Source organism: Corynebacterium afermentans subsp. afermentans, from assembly GCF_030408355.1.
GTDB classification, from domain to species: Bacteria; Actinomycetota; Actinomycetes; order Mycobacteriales; family Mycobacteriaceae; genus Corynebacterium; species Corynebacterium afermentans.
In genome coordinates, this window is sequence record NZ_CP046606.1 from 1,970,677 (window position 1) to 1,986,386 (window position 15,710).

The window sequence follows — 15,710 nt, forward strand, 5'->3', positions numbered from 1 at the left end:
CCATAACGCCGGGGTCCGACATCACTTCCCTGGTTTGTTCGCGCATACCCGCATGGTCGTCGATAATCGCAGGTGAGAGGCGATGTTCACCCTTAGCGAACAGGCCGGAAATACACATCCTCGTGGGCCTTGCAGCCGGGATTGAAAGGGTGCCCGCACGAGGGGCAGGACGCGCCGTATTCGGCATGCGTCATCATGCGCCCGCACGCGCCGCACATCACGGAGGGCAGTTGCCTATCGACGGGCACGAAACCGTGATCAGCCAACTCGTCGTGGCATAGCGAGCAGGCCCACAGTTTCTCGCAGGCCCCGCACGTGTTGGCAACGACGTCGCGCTCAGAGTGCCAGTGAGCGCAACGCCCTTGCCCATCGACGGCGATTCCGTGGATCAGAGCAGATCCTGCAGCACCGGATCGGCGAGGTTCAGCACGGCCTCGCGTGCGCTCTTCGCTGTTCGGGCATCAACGGCGAAGTTGGCCATCTGACGGCAGGTGTCAAAGTCGTGCAGGCGCAACGCGGCGCGCACGGCGTTGACCTTGCCCGGGGCCATCGACAGGGACTTCACACCGAGGCCCACCAACACGAGCGCCATGAGCGGGTCGCCGCCTGCCTCGCCGCACACGCCGACCGGTTTCCCTGTGGCCTCGCCGCCACGGCAAGTCTCGCGGATCATGGACAGCACCGCGGGCTGCCACGGCGAGAGCAGCTCCGCCAGCTCGCCCTGCATGCGGTCGGCGGCCATCGTGTACTGCGACAGGTCGTTGGTGCCGATGGAGGCGAAGTCCACCTCCTCCAGCACTTGCCCTGAGCGGATGGCGGCCGCTGGGGTTTCCACCATCACGCCGATCTTTGCCAGGCCAGCACCGCGGGCGCGCTCGGCGAACCACCTGGCTTCCTCAACGGTTGCGACCATCGGTGCCATCACCCACAGCTCAGCGTCGGGGACGTTTTCTCCTGCTTCGGCAAGCGCCTCCAGCTGCGTGTCCAAGAGGTCCTCGCGTGCCTGCGAGAGGCGCAGGCCGCGACGGCCCAGCGCCGGGTTTTCCTCCTCACCAAGATCCGCGAACGACAGCGGCTTGTCTGCGCCCGCGTCCAGGGTGCGCACCACCACGCGGCGGCTGCCGAAGGCTTCGAGCACCTTCGTGTAGGTCTCGGTCTGCTCTTCCAGGCTGGGCGCAGAGTCGCGGTCGAGGAAGAGGAACTCGGAGCGGAACAGGCCGGAGCCTTCGAGGTCGTAGCCCGCTGCCTTTGCGGCGTCCTCTGCGGTGCCGGTGTTGGCCAGCAGCTTGACCTTGTGCCCGTCGCGGGTCGCGCCCTCACCGGAGGAGCCGGCCAGGGCTGCCGCGCGGCGGCGGGAGCGCTCCTCGAGTTCCTCCACGTCCGATGCGTTCGGTGCGACGATGACCTCGCCGACGCCGCCGTCGAGGGCGACCAGCGGAGCGTCCAAAACTGCTTCCGCAATACCTTTGACCTGCACCGCGCACGGAATACCCAGCTGAGCGGCCAGGATGGCGGTGTGTGAGGTCGCGCCGCCAGCCTCGGTGACGATGCCGAGGACGAGGTTTTTATCCAGCGTTGCGGTCTCCGCCGGCGCCAGGTCGTGCGCGATCAGGATGGACGGCTCGGTCAGGTCCGGAATTCCCGGCTCCGGCAGTCCCCGCAGGCGAGCTGTGGCGCGGTCGCGGATGTCGTAGAGGTCGGTGACGCGCTCGGCCATGTATCCGCCAATCTTGCGCAGTTTGTTGGCGTAGAGCTCCACCGCGTCGTGGATCGCCTTCGTCGGGCCGGTGCCCTTCTTCAGCTCTTTGTCGATGCCGCGGATGAGGCCCTTGTCGGTTGCCAGCCCCGCGGTCGCCTCCAGCACGGCCTTCGCCGAGTCCGAGTTGGCGTGCTCGGCGCGGGCGGTGAGCGACGCTGCGACGTCGTCAAGCACCTTGCGAATTCGCTCGCTGTCGGCTGTCGGATCCGTGGAGGCGGGCTCGTGCTCGTCGATACCCACTGCGGGCGTGACCACGGCGATCGGGCCAGACGCGGTGCCGGCCGATACGCCAATGCCGTGCAGGACGGTGCGGTTAGACATTCGTGTTCACCTCAGTTGTGACCTCGAGAATCGGATCGCCAGCGACGACCGTGCCGTCTGCAACGTCACCCACGCCGCCGAGCTTCTTCGAGTTCACCACTGTAGTGATAACCGTCGTGTCCACGCCGTGACCGGCGATTGCGGCGAAGTCCACCTCCGCCAGCGGATCACCCGCCTCCACCAGCTGCTTCTTTTCTGCCAGCGGGGTGAAACCCTCACCGCTGAGCTTGACGGTGTCCACGCCGATGTGGACCAGAAGCTCCACACCATCGTCGGTTTTGATGCCGTAGGCGTGGCCCGTCTTCGCCACGGAAATGACCTTGCCGGCCGCCGGGGCGACCACGGTGAGCGTGGTGTTTTCGGGGGTAACGCCGACCGCCTGGCCGAGGGCGCCGGAGGCGAATGCTGCATCCGACAGCGCTTCCATCGCGACAACCTCACCGGCGATGGGCGCGAGCACAATCGCATCCGCATCGCTTGCCGACGTCAGCCCCGCCCGCTCCTTCGCCGGATCATCAACTGCCGTGACCTCGTCTTCAACCATCTCGGCTTCCTCGTCCTCATCGGCGTTCCGGGCCGCGGCAGCGCGGGCAAGCGCGTCGGCCTTCTCTTCCGGGGTGCGGTAGTCGGTGACCAGGATGATGAAGAAGGAGGTGAAGAACGCCACGGCGATGGCGAGCATGTACACCCACATCGGGTCGAACACGAACATGGTTGGCAGCGAGGTGAACACGAACGCGTTCGTCTTCACGCCGCCAAACGGGGTGCCCAGGATGGCGATGGTGAGGCCACCGGCGAAGCAACCCACCAGCATGCGCGGGTAGATCTTCTTAAAGCGCAGGTGGATGCCGTAGAGCGACGGCTCGGAGATGCCGCCAAGCAGGCCGGCCGCGAGCGCGGAACCGGAGGTCTGGCGCATGAGCGGGTCGTGGTCGCGGATGGACAGCGCGAGTACAGCGGCGGTGGCGCCGAAGCAGGCGAAGTTCCACGCACCCATCGGGCCCTGGATGAAGTCGTAGCCCAGGGTGTCAATGTTGACCAGCATCAGGGCATTGAGTGGCCAGTGCAGGCCAAGCGGCACCAGGAACGGGTACAGCATCGGGATCAGCAGGGCGAAGATGAACGGCGCATTGCCGTTCATCCAGGCCAGGCCGGTGCCGATCCACGCGCCGAGCAGGTAGCCGAACGGGCCGATGAGAAACGCGGTCACCGGGATCATGATCAGCATGGTCAAAAACGGCACGAAGACCATGTGCACCGTGGACGGGATGATCTTTTGCAGGCCTTTGTAGAGCAATGCGGCGACCGCGGCCATGATCAGCGGCACGAACACGTTGCCGTTGTAGCCGTTGAGGATCATGGGCAGGCCGAACACGTCAACGACGTCGGTCGGCGCACCGAAGAGATCAATAACCCGCGCGTCGGGGTGCTCCTTTAGGTCGATGAAATCCGGGGTGAACAGCGCCAACATGATGGCGGCAGGCACCCACGGGTCAATGTCCAGCTTCTTGCCCGCGTTGTACGCCACCGCGACCGGCAGGAAGAAGAACACGGAGTTCCACATGGCGTCCACGAACTGCCAACCCGGGGTCTTTACCTCCGCGCGGAAGTCGACGATGCTGAACGCGTCCAGGAATGCCGCGAAGGCGATGATCAGCGACGCACCGAGCAGCACACCCAAAATGGGCCGGAAGGAGTCGGAGAGGTACTCGAAGAACGCGTCCAGCCACGGGACCTTGCCCTTGGCCTTGTCGCGCTGTTGGGCTTTGAGGTCCTCGTTGGACACGTCGCGGTTCGCTAGCTCCGGCAGCTTGTTCATCGCGTTGTACACGGTGGCCACATCGCCGCCCACAATCACCTGGTAGTGGCTGCCACCTTGCGGGACAGCCCCCATGACCTTGGGGTTAGCCTCCAAGCGGTCCTTGTCTGCCAGGGAGGTGTCGTGAAGCTCGAAGCGCAAACGGGTCGCGCAGTGCGTCATAGACGCGATGTTGTCCGCCCCGCCGATGCCGGCGAGGATGTCGGCGGCCTGATCCTGCAGGCTCGCCTTGGTGGTTGCCATGGTGATGCTCCTTTCAACCACGAGGATTGATCGCATCAAACTTTAGTTGGTTATAACCACCAGTAACAACTGCTAGCTCAGCGGGACACCACGAGCATCGCGATCGTAGCCGCCGGAGCCGGTGAGCACCATGATGAATTCGACAAATGCCCACAGGGCGAGAGCAGCCCAAATCATTTCGCCGATCAGGAAGAATGCGAGCGGAACCGCCAGCAGGAACAGGCCTAGCTTGATGAAGCCCCGGGAATTTTGGTTGAGGTAGAAGTTACCTGCCCCCATCGCACCGAGGAAAAAGAACAACAACGCTGCGACAACCTTGCTCTTTGGCTTCACGTTTATCTGCTGGGAATACATATTCACCGGCATGCCGTTCTGGTCGTACTGCTGCTGCATCTGCATCGGCTGTTGACCCCACGCCGGTTGGCCGGCCGGGTTGTTTTGCTGCGGGTTGCCGTTGTCGTTGGGGCTCCAAGCGGTGCTCACTGTAAAACCTTTCAGGGAGTGGGAAACAATACCCTTGAAATATATACCAATGCCAGCAATCCCACCCGATTAACTAACAGGGGTCGACGTACTCCCCACTGTTATTCAGCAACCGCGCGTTGCCGCCGTAATTCGCCTTCGCCGCGCACAGCGCTGTCGTGTCGTGGCCAAAGTCCATGTAAATCGGATAAATGTTTTGACCGTCAACCTGCTTGCGCAATGATGCGCACTGTCCGGGGTAGGTGAATTCCGCATTGCCGTCCCCCAAGTAGGCAACGCCGAAAGCGATTTGCGAATGCGTGTGCCCGACATCCCCCTCATCAATGACGGAATCGAGGATAAGGATCCCTCGACCATCGCACGACGGAGCTGAAATTTGTCGCGTAAACCCTTCAAGATTGGCTTCAACAATGACACCGTCGCTATCACGCTTGACTCCCCAGTTCGGGTCTTTCGTCTTCGTCGTGGACGGTGCAGCCTGAGTCGACTGCATGTGATACGGCTCCTCGCCAGGCCCGTACACCCCGCAGCGCGGTTCCTTCTCCGCTAACCGCTTCGGCACACCCATTTCTTCGAGGCGCCCCGGGTTAAAGCACGGACGCGCCATACCCATTCCGTCCCAGACGCCGTCTGCATCAACCTCGGTCCAGTGCTTCCCGTCCCATTGCGCCAGCAAAATGAGGCCGGATTGTGGCACACCCGGTCGCGCAAAACCCCCTTCGCACTCGCCGAAAAATTGGAAATCCTCGAACCCCGGTGAGGCCTGCAGCGCCTCGTCGGAGCAGTCCGGCGGCGAGTCCTTGCGCTTGGTGGAGCTGGTGCTTGACGACGACTCCGTGGTCGGCTTCGTAGTCGTGGTCGGGGCGAGGCTCACGGTCGGTTCGGCGAGGTCCTCTTCGGTCTCGGTGGAACACCCCGCGAGGGACGTGGCGAGTAACGCCGCCACTAGGAGCCAACGTCGCATCGTCGCTTACGCCTCCGGCTTCACCATCGGGAAGAGGACGGTCTCGCGAATGCCCAGGCCGGTCAGGGCCATCAGCAGGCGGTCCACGCCCATGCCGCAGCCGGCTGTCGGGGGCATGCCCTGCTCCATCGCGGCGAGGAAGTCCTCGTCGAGCTGCATCGCTTCGTCGTCGCCGGCGCTGGCAAGGCGGGCCTGGTCCTCGAAACGCTCGCGCTGGATCACCGGGTCAACCAGCTCGGAGTAGCCGGTGGCCAGCTCGAAGCCGCGGACATACAGGTCGAACTTCTCGGTCACGCCGGGTTTGTCGCGGTGGTCGCGGGTCAGCGGGGAGGTCTCCACCGGGAAGTTGACCACGAAGGTCGGCTCGTAGAGCTGGTCGGAGCACAGCTCCTCCCAGATCTCCTCCACAAGCTTGCCGTGCAGCCAGCCGGCGTTTTCCGGCACCTTCAGGCCGATGGTTTCCGCGATGCCCTTGAGCGTGTCCACGTCGGTGTCGATGGTCACTTCCGGCTGTCCCGGGAACTTGCGCTGCAGCGCCTCGTTCAAGCTCGGGTACATCTCCAGGACCTTCCACTCGCCACCGAGGTCGTACTCCGTGCCGTCCGCAAGCGTGACCTTCTGGGAGCCGAAGACTTCCTCGGCACAGAACTGCACAAGCCCCTTCATAGTGGCCGCGCCGTCCTTGTAAGTGCCCCACGCCTGGTAGGTCTCCAGCATGGTGAACTCCGGGGAGTGGGAGGAATCCACGCCCTCGTTGCGGAAGTTCCTGTTGATCTCGAAGACGCGCTCGATGCCGCCGACCACAGCACGCTTGAGGAAGAGCTCCGGCGCGATGCGCAGGTACAGGTCGATGTCCAGCGCGTTGGAGCGGGTGACAAACGGACGTGCCGCGGCACCACCGTGCAGCGTCTGCAGCATCGGCGTCTCAATCTCGACAAAGTCCAGACCCGTGAGGTACTTGCGCACAGCAGCGATGACCTTGATGCGGGTCATGGCGTTGGTGCGCGCGTCCTCGCGCATGATCAGGTCGGTGTAGCGGCGGCGCACCCGCTGCTCCTCGTTCATGTCCGCGAACGCCACCGGCAGCGGGTTGAGCGACTTCGAGGCCATGTGCCAGGACTTCGCCATCACGGACAGCTCGCCGCGACGCGACGAGATGACCCGGCCACGCACGGAGACGATGTCGCCCAAGTCCGTGTCGGCCTTCCACTGGCCCAGCGCCTCTTCGCCGACCTCAGCCAGAGAAAGCATGACCTGCAGTTGGGTGCCGTCGCCCTCCTGCAGAGTGGCGAAGCACAGCTTGCCGGTGTTGCGCTGGAACATAATGCGGCCGGCAACGGCGACCTCGTCCTGCGTCTCCTCGCCCGCATCCAGCGTGCCGTCGTACTTGGCGCGAAGGTCCTTCAGAGACGTAGTGCGATCGACTTCGACGGGGTAGGCGTCCCGCCTTTCGTCGATAAGCCTCTGCCTCTTCTCCCGGCGGATTTGCTGCTGCTCTGAAAAGTCCTGCGTAGTCACGGCGAATAATCGTAGCTTATTCGCACACCGGGAGGTCCAGTCGCTGGTTCTCCGCGTCGAAACCATTGACGATGAACAGGTACTCCGGCTTGTCCTGCGGTGTCATCACGTACGCCGGCGGGTTTGCCTCCGGCAGCTCGTGAGAGTAAATCGTGCACTCGCCGGCGCCCAGGACCACGGCCTCACTCGGGTCCGGCACCGCATCGTCGCGGTCAGACACGGAAGCGTACTGCGCGACTGAAACACCCAGCTCATCATTTGCGCAACGGATCTTGCCCACCTGGTCGGTGTCCAGCGAGCCCGGCTCGCAGGCAAGGTCCTTCCAGCCCTTCTGGCCTGCGCGCTCAGAGACAACCTTCGGGTAATCTTCCGCGATCTGTGCCTCCGCGCCGGACCACTCTTCCCCGCGGTGGGTGCTCCAGTACCACAGCGCCGCCAGCGCGATCAGCAGCAGCGCGAGGATGGCGATGATCCACGGCCACGGCGCAGTCTTCTGCTTCTGCTTCGTCGGCACCGTGCGCACGTAGTTGCCGTCCGTGCCGTAGGCGTAGGGCTCCGGCGGCTTGCGGTAGCCGTCCTGCGGACGCGGCGCAACGGACTGGTCGGGCGTTGCAATGGCCACGTGCTCGGCCGGGGCGGTCTCCAGTACGCCGGCGCAGGTGCGCGCCCCGGCGCGCGGTTCGTCGCCGGTCATCAGCGCAACCACGTTGGCAAACTTGTCCACGTTGCCCTTCGCTGCCGCCTCGTCGCTTTGCGCCGGGTCGGTGCTCGGCCCCACAAGGGTGAGCTTGACCGGGGTGGTGGACCACTGCGGCTGCACCAGGAGGCGCTCCGGGGTGATGGAGCGCGAGACGAAGCCGGACAGGCCCTTCAAGTCGTAGTCGTCGATCGCCTCGGCCACCGGGGCGAGCAGGTCGCGCACCTCCTGCGGGGTGAACGTGGCGCCCTTCTTCGCAATCAACTCCGACAGTGGGGTACCGGTGGGCGCCTCACGCAGGACAAACAGTTTGCCGTCCTCGGTGGTGCCCACGCTGCGCGGCTGGAAGGCGCCCGGGTGGGCCGCCAGTGCGAGGCGGGAGTTCAGGGTGTTGACTTCGTCGCCGATCGCGGAATCCACGGGGGCGCTGAAGACCTCCACTTCAACACCGTGGTCTGTGTCGTCGGTGGCGGTGTAGAGCGTGGACGTCTCGGTGCTTCCGGTTTGCGCAACCTGCTCAGGGGTGAAGGTGAACCCGAAGCGTTCTGCGAGCATTCCGGCGATGGTGGCGTTGGACATGCGCGAGAGTCTACCGGGTGTCATGCTTCAACGTGTTTGAAGCCGACCCCCAGCGGCAGACCCACGTTGTCCATCAGGTGCACCCCGCCCAGATCCACCGCTCCGAGCAGGCGCGCGTCGCCTTCTGCGGGTGCCTCGCGCATCGCTAGATCGCGCAGCTCCAGGTACGTCGGGGTGACGCCTGCGGCCTCCAGGACACCGCGGGCGGTTTCGAGGACTTTCGCTTTTCCGTGCTCCGCGGCGTGCGCCCCAGCTGTCAGCGCGGCCGAGAGCGCAAGCGCAGCTTCCCGCTTATCTACGGCGACAAGCGCGTTCCTGTTCGACAGCGCCAACCCATCCGGGGTTCGCACCGTGGGCACGCTGTGGAGCTTGCACTCCATGCGAAGCCCGGACACCGCGTACTGGGTTGCCACCAGCACCTCGAAGTCCTTCTCCCCCAGCACCACATCCGTGGCGTGGGTCGCGTTGATCGCGGCGAGGATCCGCGCAACCTCTTTCTGGGTGAGTTGCGGGTCTTCCAGCGGTTCCACGCCGGAATCCACCCGCACGGTCGTGGCCAGCTCGCCGTGGAAGACCACGTCCACCTGCTCCCGGGCGAATACCTCAGGCACCTCATCGCCTGAGAACGTGACCACCACGTAGGAGCCGAGCAGCGACTTCGCCGCTCGGATGAGCTCCACGTGCCCGCCGTGGATGTCCGCGCCCAGCGGCACCACAACCACCGATTTGCCAATCTTGCGAAACGCCCGGCCGTAGGTGGCCAAGAGCTTCTCGTCGGTGACCACCACTGCCTGGCCTGGTTCGAAAGCCATTTATCCTCCCTCGTATTTCTGAATCACCCATAGCTCGGTGTCGGTGTCCTGGTCCACCTCACCACGCCTGCGCACAAGATCGACAAACAGGCGGCGAACGCCCGGATCCGGCAAGGCGTGGACGAGCTGGTCCAGCTGCTGCGTGTCGTGGGCATGTCGTGGCGCCGGCGGGGCTTGGAAGAACTGCTGCGCCACCGCGTCGAACCCCGGCACTGCCTCAGCGAGGATCGCCTGCGCGTCGTCGCGGATGACGGATTCCATTGCCCGCAGCTCCTGGGCGGCGGCGATCGCGGGGCGGGCGTCGTCGTTAATGCGCAAGCTCACCCCGCCAATTTCCGTGATGAGCAACCCCACCACCGTCTCTCCGAGCTCGTCGGCGGCCGAGGTCACCCACACGTTGTCGAAGATGTTGTGGGCGCACATAGTGATCGCCTGGGCGGTCTCCACGTCGTCGAGCAGCTGCTGGCCCTCGTCCAGCGCGGTGTGCAGAAACATCTGCCGCGGCCGGGCGTGGTCGGCGAGGGTTTCGCAGGCGGTGCGGATGTCGGCCGAAGGTGCGTCGAGAAGCACAAGGTCCACGTGCGCGATTGCGCCGGGATCATTGTCGATGTCCAGCGCACGCACCGTGTGGCCGGCGCGCTCGAAGCGCTCCGCAAGCGGCGAGACGCCGAACACCGCCCCCACCAACAGGCGAGGCGGCATCTACTTCCCCTGGCGAGCGAGCAGCTCGGCGACGGAAACCGAGCCCTCTCCCCGCTCATCGGCGCGACGGCGGCCAGAACGACGCTCACGCTTCGGCTCGGGCGCCGGTTCCGGGGTGGGTTCTGGGGTTGGTTCCGGGGCGGGTTCTGCCTTCGCCTTCTCCGCTTCTCGCTCGTTGATCAAGTCGGACAGCGGGTTGCGCGCCGGGCGCGCGGACGGCTGGGTGCCGATGCGGCCCGCGATCGCGTCCGAGCTCGGCGCGCCAGTCGGACGGGAGGGGCGCACGCGACTGATCACAACGGTGTCGTCCGTGGACGGGCTGTGCGCCGGCTGCGGCTGCGGTTCTGGGGTTGGTTCCGGTTCTGGAGTTGGCTCTGGCTTCGACTCCAACTCGCTGATGCGGCGCGCGCGAGCCTGCACCGCGGCGGGCTCGTACTCGAAGACGCGGCCGTTGAGCTCCTCCAGCTGGGCGCGCAGCGCCTGGATCTGCTCCTGCAGCTCGCGCAGCGTCTCCACGTCCACGGAAGACCCACTCGGCCGGGCCTCGAGCTCTTCCCGGTGGCGCTGCTCCTGCTCCTGGATGCGCTGCTCAGCGGCCGCGGCCTCAGACGTAGCGGCGTCGCGGTCACGGCGCACCTTGGAGTTGATCAGGATCCCGGCGGCACCAGCCCACAGCGCGAAGATCAGCGCGACCTTCAACGCGTTGGCGGAGTTGGTGAACAGCATGACCACGGTGCCGATGACAGCGACCACAAAAGGCACGATGACCCACAGGCTCGCGCGGTCTGGGGACGCATTCTGGGCACTCATGCCCAACACTCTAGCTAACGCCTTGGCCCTCGTTGGGCGGCGACACCTCGCAGTTTTTCTCTAACCAGATGCCAGCCACGCACAGAGCGATTCCGCCCAGGGTGCCGGCGGTCAGCGGCGGGACATCGCCGGGCGCCGCTTCGAGCACGCCGAGTTTTGTCACCACGAAGCTCAGGGTGCCGCCGTACAGGCCGCCGAAGACCGCGCCGGCCCAGGCGCACGCCTTGCCGAAGACCATGAAATTCGCCGCCTGCATGGGGTTGAGCTGGCTGCGGTCCAGCCCGACCTTGCCCTCCTTGCGGCGCTTGCGCACCACCAGCGCGAGCCAGGTGGCGATGACTGCCATCACCCACAGCGACAGCGGCACCACCATGCTGAGCGATTCCAGCAGGTTATAGAACCGGCGAACAAGGATCACCGCCGCAGCCGCGCAGAATCCGGCGACGGCGATCAGCCCCTCGTACGGCGTGCGCTTCATAGCTTGCGCACCCCCTGGTCCTCGAGGTTGTCAAGCAGCTCGCTTATCGACGCTCCGTGCATCTCCGCCCCCGGATCCATCTCGAGCCAGGGCTCGAGCACAAACTGGCGCAAGTGCGCGCGCGGATGTGGAACGGTCAGCTCCGGGTCATCGCTGGTGTAGCCCTCGATCCAGACGATGTCCACGTCCAACGTGCGCGGACCCCAGCGCTGATCGCGGACGCGGTTGGCACGCTGCTCCAGCTTTTGGCAGCGGGCCAGAAGTTCGTGCGGGGTGTCGCCCACGTCCACCAGCAGGGACTGGTTGAGAAAATCCGGCTGGTCTGTGTTTCCCCACGGCGCGGTGGCGTAGATGGAGCTCGCGGCGAGGGTCTCGCCAGCGAACTCGTCGGCCACCGTCTGCAGGTGGGCGCGCGCGTCGCCCATGTTGGACCCGGAAGACAGCACGGCACGCATCGGCTACATCCGCTTCCGGGAACGGCGGGCAACCACCGCGACGTCGTCGAACACCGCCGGGATCGGCGCGTGCGGCTTGTGCAGAGTGACTTCCACGGCGTGCAGCGCGTCGTAGCTGCGCATAGCGGTCTCTGCGATCTCCACCGCCACCGTCTCAATCAGCTGGCGCGGGGTGCCGCCGGCGATGCGCAACGCTGTTTCCGCCAGCTCCGCGTAGTTGACGGTCTGAGTCAGGTCGTCGTCCTTAGCCGCGCCCGCGAAGTCGAGCCAGCACGTGATGTCCAGAGAAAACGCCTGCCCGAACTCCGTTTCGTGGTCGAGCACGCCGTGGTTGGCGTGGAACGCGAGGCCTTTGAGCTCAATCCGGTCAGCCATTTTTCCACCTTTCTGCCACGTCTACCGCGTCGCGCGAGACCGCCACCTCGTGCACCCGCACGCACCAGGCACCAGCCTGGGCGGCAAGGGCGGTGACTGCCGCGGTGGCCGGGTCGGCGTCGATAGGCGAATGCTCGAGACCACGCTGCTGCCGCACCTCCATGAGGAAGCGCTTGCGCGACGCACCCACGAGGATGGGAAACCCGCTCGCGATGAACTCCGGCAGCGAGTTGAGCAGCGCCCAGTTATCCGCGGCCGTCTTGGCAAAGCCCAGGCCCGGGTCCAGGGTGATCTGGCTTTCGTCCACGCCTGCAGCGGTCGCCTTATCGACGAGCTCCGCCAGCACCACGTGCACATCCCCCACCACGTCCCCGCCGTGGTCAGCCGCGCCGGAAGCGTTGACGAAGGCGTCCGCGCGCCAGTGCATCAGGCACACCGGCAGCTGCATCTCAGCCATCACCCGGTACATGTCGGCGTCCGCCAGGCCGCCGGAGACATCGTTGATCAGGTCCACGCCCTCCTCGGCCGCTGCCAGGGCGGTGGCGGCGCGCATGGTGTCCACGGAGGTGCGGATCCCGTCGGCGTGGAGCGCACGAATCACGGGGCGGATGCGCGCCGCCTCCACCTCCGCGGGGACACGGGTGGCGCCGGGGCGGGTCGATTCCGCGCCGACATCGATGATGTCCGCGCCCAGGCGCACCAGCTCGTGGGCGTGTGCGATGGCGTCGTCCGTTGCGAGCCACCTGCCGCCGTCGGAAAACGAATCCTCCGTGACATTGACAATGCCCATCACACTCGTGCGCCCCGGCACGGTCAGATCGGCAACGGTAGTCATCTTCTATCCCCTAATCAGGCTCAGCACTTCCGCGCGGGAGGCGGCGTTGTTCTGAAAGCCGCCGCGCACCGCCGAGGTGGTGGTGGTCGCGCCCGGCTTGCGGATCCCGCGCATGGCCATGCACAGGTGCTCGCACTCGATGACCACGATAACCGCAGAAGCATTGAGCTTCTCGACGATCGCGTCCGCAATCTGCGCCGTCAACCGCTCCTGCACCTGCGGACGCTTCGCGTACATGTCCGCCACCCGCGCCAGCTTGGACAGGCCGGTGACCTTGCCCTCCGGGCCGGGGATGTATCCGATGTGTGCCTCGCCGTAAAACGGCACCAGGTGGTGCTCGCAGGTGGAGTAGATCGGGATGTCGCGCACGAGCACCAGCTCGCGGTGGTTCTCGGAGAACGACTTCTCCAGGTGCACCTTCGGATCCTCGTGCAGGCCCGCAAAGACCTCCTCGTAGGCGCGCGCGACGCGGGCCGGGGTTTCTACCAGGCCCTCGCGGTCCGGGTCTTCGCCGACCGCAATGAGCAGCTCGCGCACGGCGGCCTCGGCGCGTTCTCGGTCGAAGTTCGCGTTAGTCATCGTCCCTCCTGTGCTTCGGCGCGCGCTCCTCGCGCGGCAACTGGGCGGTCTCCGCATCCGGCCGCTCGTTCTCCGGCAGGCGAAAGCCGATCTGTTCGGTCTTTTCCGTCGGGTAGTTGCGGGTGCCCGGGTGCTGCTGGGGCTGGTCCTGCTTCGGCGCTCCCTTGTACGTCCAGCCCTCCGGCGGCTTCGGGCCGCCGTACTGCGGCTCGTTGGGTTTCGGCTGCTGCCAGCGGGTGGAGCCCTTCTTCGGCTCCGGGTTTTGCTCAGCCTCGCGTTCCTTGCGGCGGCGCTCGCGGGTGGCCTTGGATGCCTCCAGGATGGAGAAGCGCTTCGGCGGCTCCTCGCCGCGCTCCTTGGCAATCTCCACCGGGGTCTTCACCGGCTCGCGGTCCGACTGGCGCCCGAAGCGCGCGTCGTGCGCCGGCAGCGGCGGCCGGACCGGCTCGACAGTATCGAAGATGGCCTCCAGATCGCCGCGGCGCAGCGTTTCCTTCTCCAGGAGCTTCGAGGCCAGGTTGTCCAGCTCGTCGCGGTAGCGCTCGAGGGTGGTGTAGGCGACCTTGTGCGCTTCGTGGAGAAGCATTTGCATCTCCTCGTCGATCTTGGCCGCCACCGCCGGCGAGTACTCCAGGGAGCCGCCAGAGCCCCGGCCGGAGAAGGGATCGCCCTGCTCCTGGCCGTATTTCACCGGGCCGAGCGTGGAGGTCATGCCGTACTCGGTGACCATCGCGCGGGCGATCTTCGTCGCCTGCTCGATGTCGTTGGACGCGCCCGTGGTCGGCGCGCCGAAGACCAGCTCCTCGGCGGAGCGCCCGCCCATGGCAAACACCATGCGGGCGAACAGCTCGTCGCGGGTGTACATGCCCTTGTCGTCCTCGTCGGCGGTCATGGCGAAGCCGCCGGTGCGGCCGCGGGCGAGGATGGTCACCTTGTACACGCGCTCAATGTCTTTCAGCGCCCACGCGGCGAGGGTGTGTCCGCCCTCGTGGTAGGCGGTGACCTTCTTCTCGTGTTCGGAGATGACCTTGCTGGAGCGGCGCGGGCCGCCGATGACGCGGTCCGTGGCCTCCTCCAGGGCGTCCGCGGTGATCACGTTGCCGCCGATGCGGGCGGTCAGCAGCGCGGCCTCGTTGAGCACGTTGGCCAGATCAGCGCCGGACATGCCGGCGGTGCGCTTGGCCAGGGCGTCGAGCGAGACGTCGTCTGCAAGCGGCTTGTTCTTGGCGTGCACCTTGAGGATCTGGGCGCGGCCTGCGATGTCCGGGTTGGTCACCGGGATCTGGCGGTCGAAACGGCCGGGGCGCAGCAGCGCCGGGTCCAGGATGTCCGGGCGGTTCGTCGCCGCAATGAGGATGACGCCTTCGCGGCCGGAGAAGCCGTCCATTTCCACCAGCAGCTGGTTGAGGGTCTGTTCGCGCTCGTCGTGGCCTCCGCCCATGCCGGAGCCGCGCTGGCGTCCCACCGCGTCGATCTCGTCGACGAAGATGATGCACGGGCTGTTCTCGCGGGCCTGCTTGAACAGGTCGCGCACACGGGAGGCACCCACGCCGACGAACATCTCCACGAAGTCGGAGCCGGAGATGGTGTAGAACGGCACACCCGCTTCGCCTGCCACGGCGCGTGCTAGCAGCGTCTTACCGGTGCCGGGCGGGCCGTATAGCAACACGCCGCGTGGGATCTTCGCGCCGAGCTCCTCGTACACGGTCGGGTCGGTGAGGAAGTCCACCACCTCGTGCAGCTCGTCCACCGCCTCGTCGGCGCCGGCGACGTCCGCGAACGTGTTGGTCGGGTTGTCCTTGGTCAGCTGCTTCGCCTTCGAGCCGCCAATACCGAACGGCCCGCCGCCGCCCGCCTGCATGCGGTACATGAAGTAGAAGATCAAGCCGAAGACCAGGATCATCGGCAGCATGAATCCGAGCATGGACATCAGGAAGGACTCCTGCGTCACGTTCGTCTCGTACTTGTCCGCGCCAGATTCGCGTACCGCGCTGAAAATCTCCGGGGTGGTGCGTGCCGGGTACTGGGCGGAGACCGCCTCAACGCCCTCGCGCTCGTCCACGGAGATCGGTTCGCGCAGGTCTATGCGCACGCGCTGCTCGCGGTCGTCGATCTGCACCTCTTCCGCGTTGTGGTTCTGCAGCTGTTCAAGCGCCACAGAGGTGTCCACACGCTGGTAGGCGCGGGAATCGTCCCCGATCAACGTGAGCAGATAGAGGACGATCAACGCGATGGCGCCAATGATGCCCCACCGCAAAACCTTTTTATTTTTGCTCATAAA

At 65.8% G+C, this 15,710-nt stretch carries 16 protein-coding genes; all 16 read right to left on the minus strand.

From position 1 onward, the window contains the following. Window positions 1–92: 92 nt before the first annotated feature. The 16 genes from CAFEA_RS09485 to ftsH all read right to left on the minus strand — a co-directional run bounded on the left by CAFEA_RS09485 (window position 93) and on the right by ftsH (window position 15,707). Window positions 93–392, minus strand: coding sequence for a CHY zinc finger protein (locus CAFEA_RS09485; protein WP_074432071.1), 300 nt, complete (start codon window positions 390–392; stop codon window positions 93–95). Then, complete coding sequence (ptsP, locus tag CAFEA_RS09490; RefSeq protein WP_063938898.1) at window positions 389–2,080, minus strand: phosphoenolpyruvate--protein phosphotransferase; 1,692 nt, start codon at window positions 2,078–2,080, stop codon at window positions 389–391. Before ptsP ends, CAFEA_RS09485 begins: the two co-directional genes overlap by 4 nt. Continuing rightward, window positions 2,073–4,142: a glucose PTS transporter subunit IIA gene (locus CAFEA_RS09495; protein ID WP_063938899.1), complete on the minus strand. Its 2,070-nt coding sequence runs from the start codon at window positions 4,140–4,142 to the stop codon at window positions 2,073–2,075. Before CAFEA_RS09495 ends, ptsP begins: the two co-directional genes overlap by 8 nt. A gap of 72 nt (window positions 4,143–4,214) precedes the next feature. Beyond that, window positions 4,215–4,625, minus strand: a complete 411-nt coding sequence (locus CAFEA_RS09500; protein ID WP_063938900.1) for a TM2 domain-containing protein — start codon at window positions 4,623–4,625, stop codon at window positions 4,215–4,217. 73 nt (window positions 4,626–4,698) lie between these two features. Further along, the gene (locus CAFEA_RS09505) at window positions 4,699–5,571 is read right to left on the minus strand and encodes a hypothetical protein (protein WP_076589931.1); all 873 of its coding nucleotides are present in this window, start codon (window positions 5,569–5,571) and stop codon (window positions 4,699–4,701) included. A 24-nt stretch (window positions 5,572–5,595) separates the two neighbouring features. After that, window positions 5,596–7,107 carry a lysine--tRNA ligase gene (gene lysS, locus CAFEA_RS09510; RefSeq protein WP_063938902.1) on the minus strand — a complete coding sequence of 504 codons (1,512 nt, stop codon included), beginning with the start codon at window positions 7,105–7,107 and terminating at the stop codon, window positions 5,596–5,598. A gap of 16 nt (window positions 7,108–7,123) precedes the next feature. Then, window positions 7,124–8,383, minus strand: a complete 1,260-nt coding sequence (locus tag CAFEA_RS09515; RefSeq protein WP_063938903.1) for a hypothetical protein — start codon at window positions 8,381–8,383, stop codon at window positions 7,124–7,126. A gap of 20 nt (window positions 8,384–8,403) precedes the next feature. After that, window positions 8,404–9,195 carry a pantoate--beta-alanine ligase gene (locus CAFEA_RS09520; protein ID WP_063938904.1) on the minus strand — a complete coding sequence of 264 codons (792 nt, stop codon included), beginning with the start codon at window positions 9,193–9,195 and terminating at the stop codon, window positions 8,404–8,406. Next, entirely contained in the window at window positions 9,196–9,897 is a 702-nt protein-coding gene (locus CAFEA_RS09525; protein ID WP_063938905.1) for a 6PGD fold domain-containing protein, read from the minus strand. After that, window positions 9,898–10,707: a DUF6779 domain-containing protein gene (locus tag CAFEA_RS09530; RefSeq protein WP_063938966.1), complete on the minus strand. Its 810-nt coding sequence runs from the start codon at window positions 10,705–10,707 to the stop codon at window positions 9,898–9,900. It lies immediately after the preceding gene. A gap of 10 nt (window positions 10,708–10,717) precedes the next feature. Continuing rightward, window positions 10,718–11,185 (minus strand): DUF3180 domain-containing protein, encoded by a 468-nt coding sequence (locus CAFEA_RS09535; protein WP_035000089.1) that lies wholly within the window; start codon window positions 11,183–11,185, stop codon window positions 10,718–10,720. Continuing rightward, the gene (gene folK, locus CAFEA_RS09540; RefSeq protein ID WP_063938906.1) at window positions 11,182–11,640 is read right to left on the minus strand and encodes a 2-amino-4-hydroxy-6-hydroxymethyldihydropteridine diphosphokinase; all 459 of its coding nucleotides are present in this window, start codon (window positions 11,638–11,640) and stop codon (window positions 11,182–11,184) included. Before folK ends, CAFEA_RS09535 begins: the two co-directional genes overlap by 4 nt. Window positions 11,641–11,643: 3 nt before the next feature. Further along, a complete protein-coding gene (folB, locus tag CAFEA_RS09545; protein WP_063938907.1) occupies window positions 11,644–12,015 on the minus strand; it encodes a dihydroneopterin aldolase in 372 nt (123 codons plus the stop codon). After that, window positions 12,008–12,850 (minus strand): dihydropteroate synthase, encoded by an 843-nt coding sequence (gene folP / locus CAFEA_RS09550; RefSeq protein ID WP_063938908.1) that lies wholly within the window; start codon window positions 12,848–12,850, stop codon window positions 12,008–12,010. Before folP ends, folB begins: the two co-directional genes overlap by 8 nt. A gap of 3 nt (window positions 12,851–12,853) precedes the next feature. Then, a complete protein-coding gene (folE, locus tag CAFEA_RS09555) occupies window positions 12,854–13,429 on the minus strand; it encodes a GTP cyclohydrolase I FolE (RefSeq protein ID WP_035000094.1) in 576 nt (191 codons plus the stop codon). After that, window positions 13,422–15,707, minus strand: a complete 2,286-nt coding sequence (gene ftsH / locus CAFEA_RS09560; RefSeq protein ID WP_063938909.1) for an ATP-dependent zinc metalloprotease FtsH — start codon at window positions 15,705–15,707, stop codon at window positions 13,422–13,424. The genes folE and ftsH overlap by 8 nt, the downstream gene beginning before the upstream one ends. Window positions 15,708–15,710 lie beyond the last annotated feature (3 nt).